Origin of the sequence: Streptomyces sp. SID9727 (genome assembly GCF_010550605.1) — a bacterium.
Lineage (GTDB): Bacteria > Actinomycetota > Actinomycetes > Streptomycetales > Streptomycetaceae > Streptomyces.
This window is the reverse complement of record NZ_JAAGNI010000241.1, coordinates 1-5,676: the sequence shown is the minus strand read 5'-3', so window position 1 is coordinate 5,676 and position 5,676 is coordinate 1. Positions and strand designations below refer to the sequence as shown.

The 5,676-nt window shown below is 74.9% G+C and carries 7 protein-coding genes; 3 read left to right on the top strand and 4 right to left on the bottom strand.

Translation table 11 applies throughout. From position 1 onward, the window contains the following. A partial coding sequence (locus tag G3I41_RS15495; RefSeq protein ID WP_164400792.1) for a helix-turn-helix transcriptional regulator occupies positions 1-584 on the top strand: 584 nt, incomplete at its 5' end. Here G3I41_RS15495 and G3I41_RS15490 read toward each other — a convergent pair. From G3I41_RS15490 to G3I41_RS15475, 4 genes are read right to left on the bottom strand one after another with little or no spacing between them, the layout of a single operon-like run. After that, positions 521-1,228 (bottom strand): 4'-phosphopantetheinyl transferase superfamily protein, encoded by a 708-nt coding sequence (locus G3I41_RS15490; RefSeq protein ID WP_343242137.1) that lies wholly within the window; start codon positions 1,226-1,228, stop codon positions 521-523. The genes G3I41_RS15495 and G3I41_RS15490 overlap by 64 nt on opposite strands. Then, positions 1,228-2,091, bottom strand: a complete 864-nt coding sequence (locus G3I41_RS15485; RefSeq protein WP_164400790.1) for a metallophosphoesterase — start codon at positions 2,089-2,091, stop codon at positions 1,228-1,230. The genes G3I41_RS15490 and G3I41_RS15485 overlap by 1 nt, the downstream gene beginning before the upstream one ends. Further along, positions 2,088-2,858, bottom strand: a complete 771-nt coding sequence (locus G3I41_RS15480; protein WP_164400789.1) for an alpha/beta fold hydrolase — start codon at positions 2,856-2,858, stop codon at positions 2,088-2,090. The genes G3I41_RS15485 and G3I41_RS15480 overlap by 4 nt, the downstream gene beginning before the upstream one ends. Before the next feature lies 1 nt (position 2,859). Further along, entirely contained in the window at positions 2,860-3,633 is a 774-nt protein-coding gene (locus tag G3I41_RS15475) for an AfsR/SARP family transcriptional regulator (protein WP_164400788.1), read from the bottom strand. Between the two features lie 118 nt (positions 3,634-3,751). Here G3I41_RS15475 and G3I41_RS36865 point away from each other — a divergent pair, with 118 nt between their 5' ends. Next, positions 3,752-4,030, top strand: coding sequence for a DUF6059 family protein (locus G3I41_RS36865; protein ID WP_343242136.1), 279 nt, complete (start codon positions 3,752-3,754; stop codon positions 4,028-4,030). A 138-nt stretch (positions 4,031-4,168) separates the two neighbouring features. Continuing rightward, complete coding sequence (locus G3I41_RS15465; protein WP_164400786.1) at positions 4,169-5,641, top strand: hypothetical protein; 1,473 nt, start codon at positions 4,169-4,171, stop codon at positions 5,639-5,641. The last annotated feature ends 35 nt before the right edge of the window (positions 5,642-5,676 follow it).

Sequence of the window (5,676 nt, the reverse complement as noted above, 5' to 3'; positions counted from 1 at the left end):
CGCTCGCCTCGGGCGACCCCGGCGCCGCGCTGGCCCTGCTGCTGCCCGAGCGGGAGGCGTGGCGAGTGGCCGAGCCGGTCGCGGTGTTCGCCGCCCGCAACTACGAACTGCTGGGCGCGGCCGCGGTCCAGGCGGACGGCGCCGGCACGGCCTGCCTGGACGCCTGGGCAGAGCGCGCCACCGAGGCCGCGTCCGCCGTCGGCCTGATCGAGCAGAGCGGACACGCGCTGCTGGCCCGGGGGCACGCCCTGATGGGCCGAGAGCTCCCGGCGGAGGCCGCCGCCTGCTACGAGGAGGCCCGGGTGCTGTTCGGCGACGCCAGCCCGGCGGGCGCCCGCGCCCGTGAACTGGCCCGTTCCGCCGGACGGATGGCGGAGCGGAGCGAGGACGACGGTCTCGGCGAGCTGACCCTGCGCGAGCGTGAGGTCGCCGAACTCGCCGGCGAGGGACTGAAGACGAAGGACATCGCCGGCCGGCTGCGGGTGAGCCCGCGCACCGTGGACGTCCATCTGACGCACATCTACAGCAAGCTAGGGGTGAACTCGCGCGCCGCCCTCGTCCGGCTGATGGCCCTGGCCGGCTGAGGCACCCCGGTCGCGGTGACCAGCAGCCCCCGGCCGGCCGCCCACCGGCCGTGCAGGACCCGGACTGCCCGGCCCCCGACCACGGGGCCGGGCACCAGCAGCACCGCCCGGAAGGTGCCCCCGGCGTCGATGCGGATCTCCGCCTCCGGGAAGTCGAGCAGCCGCCCGGTCAGCGGGAACCACGCCTTGTACACCGCCTCCTTGGCACTGAACAGCAGCCGGTCCCACGCCAGTCCGGGCCGCTCCAGGGACAGTTCCGCGAGCCGTGCCCGCTCAGCCGGCAACGCGATGGACTCCGGCATGCCCGGCCGCAGCGGTCGGTCGGGTTCGGCGTCGATGCCGACGGACGCCAGCACGCCCGCCCGTGCCACGGCGGCCGCCCGGAAACCCGCGCAGTGCGTCATGCTGCCGGACACCCCGTCCGGCCAGCGCGGGGCGCCCAGACGGCCCGGCACCAGCGGCTCGTAGCCGACGCCGAGCCGGGCGAGCGCGAGGCGCGCGCAGTGGCGTACGGACGTGAACTCCTGGCGCCGGGACGCCACCGCGTGCGCCATGGCCGCCTCCTCCGCCGGGTGCAGCCGTGCTCCGGGCGGGTCGTCGTACACCTCGGCCCCGACCGCTCCCACGGGCAGCAGCGCGCCGATCACGGCCGGGCCTCCGGCGCGTCCGCCCCGGCACCGGGCAGGATCACGCGCGGCCGGCCCGGGCCGCCGCTCCGGCGGCTCCACTCCCGGGGGTAGCCCACGGACACCTCCTCGAAACGGACCCCGTCGTGCCAGGTGGTCCGCGGGATGTGGAGGTGCCCGTACACCACCGCGCGGGCGTTGAACCGGGTGTGCCAGTCCGCGGTCGCCTCGGTGCCGCACCACAGGGCGAACTCCGGGTGCCGCAGGACGTGGGTGGGCTCGCGGACCAGCGGGAAGTGGTTGACCAGTACCGTTCCGGTCCCGGGCGGCAGCTCCGCGAGCCGGCGCTCCGTCAGCGCCAGGCGGGCCCGGCACCAGGCGTCGATCGAGGGGTACGGGTCGGGGTGCAGCAGCGCCTCGTCGGCGCCCACGATGCCGCTCTCCCCGGCCCGTTCCAGTGCCTCCTCGCGGGTCCGGGTGCCGGACGGCCGGAAGGTGTAGTCGTACAGGATGAACAGCGGGGCCACGGTCACCGGGCCGGTCGGGCCGTGCCACAGCGGGTACGGGTCCTCGGGCGTCAGGACGCCCAGGTCACGGCAGATCCGCACCAGATGCTCGTACCGGGCCAGGCCCCGCAGGGTGAGCGGGTCCTGGCGGTGGGTCCACAGCTCGTGGTTGCCCGGGACCCACACGACCTTCGCGAAGCGCCGGCTGAGCAGTTCCAGAGCCCGGCCGACATCTCCCGCTACCTCGCCGACGTCCCCGGCCACCAGCAGCCAGTCGTCCGGGTGCTCGGGACGCAGTCCTTCCAGCACCGCCCGGTTCTCGTCGAACGCCACATGCAGATCGCTGATGGCCAGCAGCCGTCCGGCCCCGCTCACGAGCGACCCACCGCCCGCCGGTGCGCCGGGGCCTCCGAGGACAGGGCGACGGCGAGTTCCGCCAGGGCCGGGATGTGGTCGTTCAGGGAGAAGTGCCCGCCCGGCAGGACCAGCAGCTCGAAGGGGCCCGTGGTGTGCTCGCGCCACGCCCGTACGTCCTCCGGCGGTGCCTCCGGGTCGCTGTCCCCGGTGACGGCGACGACCCGGCACGACAGGAGGCCGCCGCCCGGTACGTAACCGGCGACGGCCGCGTAGTCGGCGCGCAGCGCGGGGAGGATCACCTCCAGCAGATCGGGATCGGCGAGCACGGCGGGGTCGGTGCCGCCCAGCGCGCGGACCCGGGCGATCACCGCCTCGTCGGTCTCCAGCCGCTCCCCGGCCCCGAGGCGCGAGGGCGCCCGGCGGCCGGAGACGATCAGCGCCGCCGGACCGTGGCGCCCGGACAGCCGCAGCGCCACCTCGTGGGCGAGCGAGGCCCCCATGCTGTGCCCGATGAAGACCCGCGGCCCGGCCGGCGGCGGCCCGGACGCCAGCGCCTCGGCGACCAGGTCGGCGAGCCGGTGCAGATCGCGGACAGGCGGCTCGCGGTAGCGGTCCTGCCGGCCCGGGTACTGGACGGCGCGCACGTCCAGCGAGGCGTGCACGGCGGCGGACAGCGGACGCCAGAACCCCGCCGCGCCGCCCGCGTGCGGGAAGCAGACCAGCTCGGCGCGGGCGTCCGTGGGGTGATGGCGACGCAGCCAGGCGTCCTGGTTCACGGCGGCCACGTCAGCTCGCCATCGGCAGGTCGAGGAGGCGGTCCGACGTCAGGATCGCCTGATGCAGCCTGCGTAGCGACCGGCAGGGCTCCAGGCCCAGCTCGGACCGCAGGACGCGCTGGGCCGAGCGGTACACCTCCAACGCCTCCGCCTGCCTTTCCGAGCGGTACAGGACCAGCATCAGCTGGCGGTAGAAAGCCTCGCGCAGAGGATATTCGGCGGTGAGGGTGTTCAGCAGGCTGATGACCTCCCCGTGCCGGCCGAGCGCTGTGCTGGCCTCGACGGACAACTCCAGGCAGGCGAGCCGCTCCTCCTCCACCCAGGTCGCGAAGCGGGTCAGGACCGGGCCCTCGGGCGTGCCGTCCAGGACCGGGCCGCGCACCAGGGAGAGCGCCCGCCCGAAGGCGTCGAGCGCGGCCTCGTACCGCCCGGCCTGCTGGAGGCCGCGGCCCTCGCGCACGGCGGTCCGGAAGTCGTCGACGTCGTAGCCCGCTCCTTCCAGCCGCATCAGGTAGCCGGACGGCTTGGTGACGATGGCGCTGCCCCCGTCGCCGCCGGCCGCCGTGAGGAACTTGCGCAGTTGCGAGAGGTAGACGTGGACGGCGGCCGAGGCGCGCCGGGGCGGTCCCGACCCCCACAGCTCCTCGATGATCTGATCCTTGGTGGTCACACGTCCGGCTCCGAGGAGCAGGGTGGCCAGGGTCATTTCCATCTTGGGGGCGCTGAGGGAGCAGCCCCGGCCTTCGTGGGAGACGCGGAGCGGGCCGAGCAGTTCGTAGCGCATCGAAACCTCGTGCGATGAGGGAACGGACTCTTGTTCGTCCGGCTCCAGTCACTTTCGAGGGCGCGCGCCTGTCCGCACATCGGGGAAACTGCGTACGTATGCTGATTGGCCGAAACGCATGGGGTGCGGCCGGCTTTGGCGTGGCTTTGGCGCGGGCGGGAACGCTGGCGGCATGCGCCTCGCTCTCGCCCGGTATCTGCGGTCCTTCGTATCCTCATTCATCGCTTTCGGTCAGATCTGGGTCTACATCCCGCCAGGCGACGAGCGGCGGACCGGTCCCACCGAGGGGCCGCCCCCCGGCCATCCCGAGCACCTGTGCCCCGAGATCCCTCTCAGTGCGGCCGAACGCGCCTGGGAACGGCAACTGCTCGGGACGCCCGGGGCCGAGCCCCGGTAGGGCTTCGCCAGGTGTCCGGGCCGGTGGTCGTTCTGCTGGTTTCCTGATGGTTTCGACGCGGGGGTGTGGCGGGAGCACCATGAAGCCGAGGCGCACGCAGCAGGATGGCGCGACCGGGGGTGTGCGACGATCGCGGGCATGACACCTCCCGAGGCCGCGCTGCCGCCCGGCGTTTCCCCCGAAGGTGTGAACGGCGCCCCGGCCATGGCCGTGCTCGCGGCGCTGCTGGACCGCTCGGTGCAGCAGATCGCGGAGGCCGCTGCGGATGCCCGCTGGTACGACCGGGAAACGATCCGGGCGGCCTCCGACGTATGGGACAACAATCTCTTCCCGCTCTTCAGGGCCGCGCACTCGGCCCGTCCGCGTACACGCGAGCGGCGGGCGCTGGCCGCCCTGAAGTGGATGGCCGGGATCAGTGAGCACCGCCGCCGGTGGATGACGGAGCAGGCCGGCGTCGCCGGGTACGACATCGGCCCGCTGCTCTCCATGGCCGAGCCGTACGTCCCGGGCCGGGACCATCGCGGGCACGTCATGGCACCGCTGCCCCGGGCGGTGACCGTCGCGTGCGTCGAGGAACTGCTGCCCGACTACGACCTGGCGGCGGCCGAGGTCAGCCATCTGCGGGTGGAACGTGCCGGCGCGGACCTGACCGCCCTGCTCCAGTTGGCCGTTCCCCGCAGATTCGCCGTGGAGGAGGGCGGGGACCTGGCCCCGGCCCGGCTGAACCTCGCGCTGGACCGCGTCACCGAGGCGGCCTTCGACCTGTCGGACACGCGGGGAGCGGTTCTGGACCCCCGGATCGACGGGATCGACGTATCCGTGGGGGCGGGCGGCCGCCTCCGCGCGGACGCCGCCGAGTACTGGTGCGACGACCGTTCCTGGCACCGCTCCGCCGCCGGCCGGCGCGCCGACGCGGTGACTCCGCCCCGCGACCGCCGGTCGGGCCGGCCGGAACCACCGCCCTCGGACGGGAAGCTGGGGGCCGTCGCGTATGCCGCCGCGGTGCTGCTGCGGCACGTCATGTGGGAGATCCGCTCGGTGCGGTATCCCGGCGAAGCCGACCGGGTCCCCGTGAGCGCTCTGTGCCGGGCCTTCGAGGGGGCGGGGGCGGCGGTCCTCGCCGCCGGCTCCGCACCGCGCGCGGACCGGGAAGCGGCCTTCCGGGACCTGATCCGCGTCTGGGCCGACCGGGGCGGCCCGGTCCTCGCCCGGTCGTTCGCCGGCGTCCTCAGGTCGAGCGCGGGCCGTGACGACCTCATCGAGGCCGACGAGGATCCCGTACGAGCGCCCTCCCCGCTCAACGAGACGCCCCGGCCCCCGGAGCCGCCGCGTGCCGCGCTCGTCATGGCGGCCTGGACGGCCGCCCGTGCCCCGGGGCATCCCGCCGAGGCCCAGCTCCAACTGGCCCTCCCGGGCAGGCCCAGTGCGCCGTGGCGTCTGCGCAGCCTCAGCTGTCCCACGCCCCACGCCTTCCGCCTCGCCGGCGCCGCCTTCCAGGGCCCCGGCGCGCTCGCCCGTACCGGGAAGGCCACCGGCCCCAGCAGCCTCGGCCTGCACCGGGGCGCGCTGTACGTCGCCACGGAAGAGGGCTGGAGCGCGTCGGCCGACTGACGGCGGAAGCGGCCCCAGCGCCCGTCCCCCGCGCG

Excerpts from the sequence above, each read along its gene's own strand:
- G3I41_RS15475 (WP_164400788.1), bottom strand. The coding sequence starts at position 3,633 with ATGCGCTACGAACTGCTCGGCCCGCTCCGCGTCTCCCACGAAGGCCGG.
- G3I41_RS15465 (WP_164400786.1), top strand. The coding sequence starts at position 4,169 with ATGACACCTCCCGAGGCCGCGCTGCCGCCCGGCGTTTCCCCCGAAGGT.
- G3I41_RS36865 (WP_343242136.1), top strand. The coding sequence starts at position 3,752 with ATGGGGTGCGGCCGGCTTTGGCGTGGCTTTGGCGCGGGCGGGAACGCT.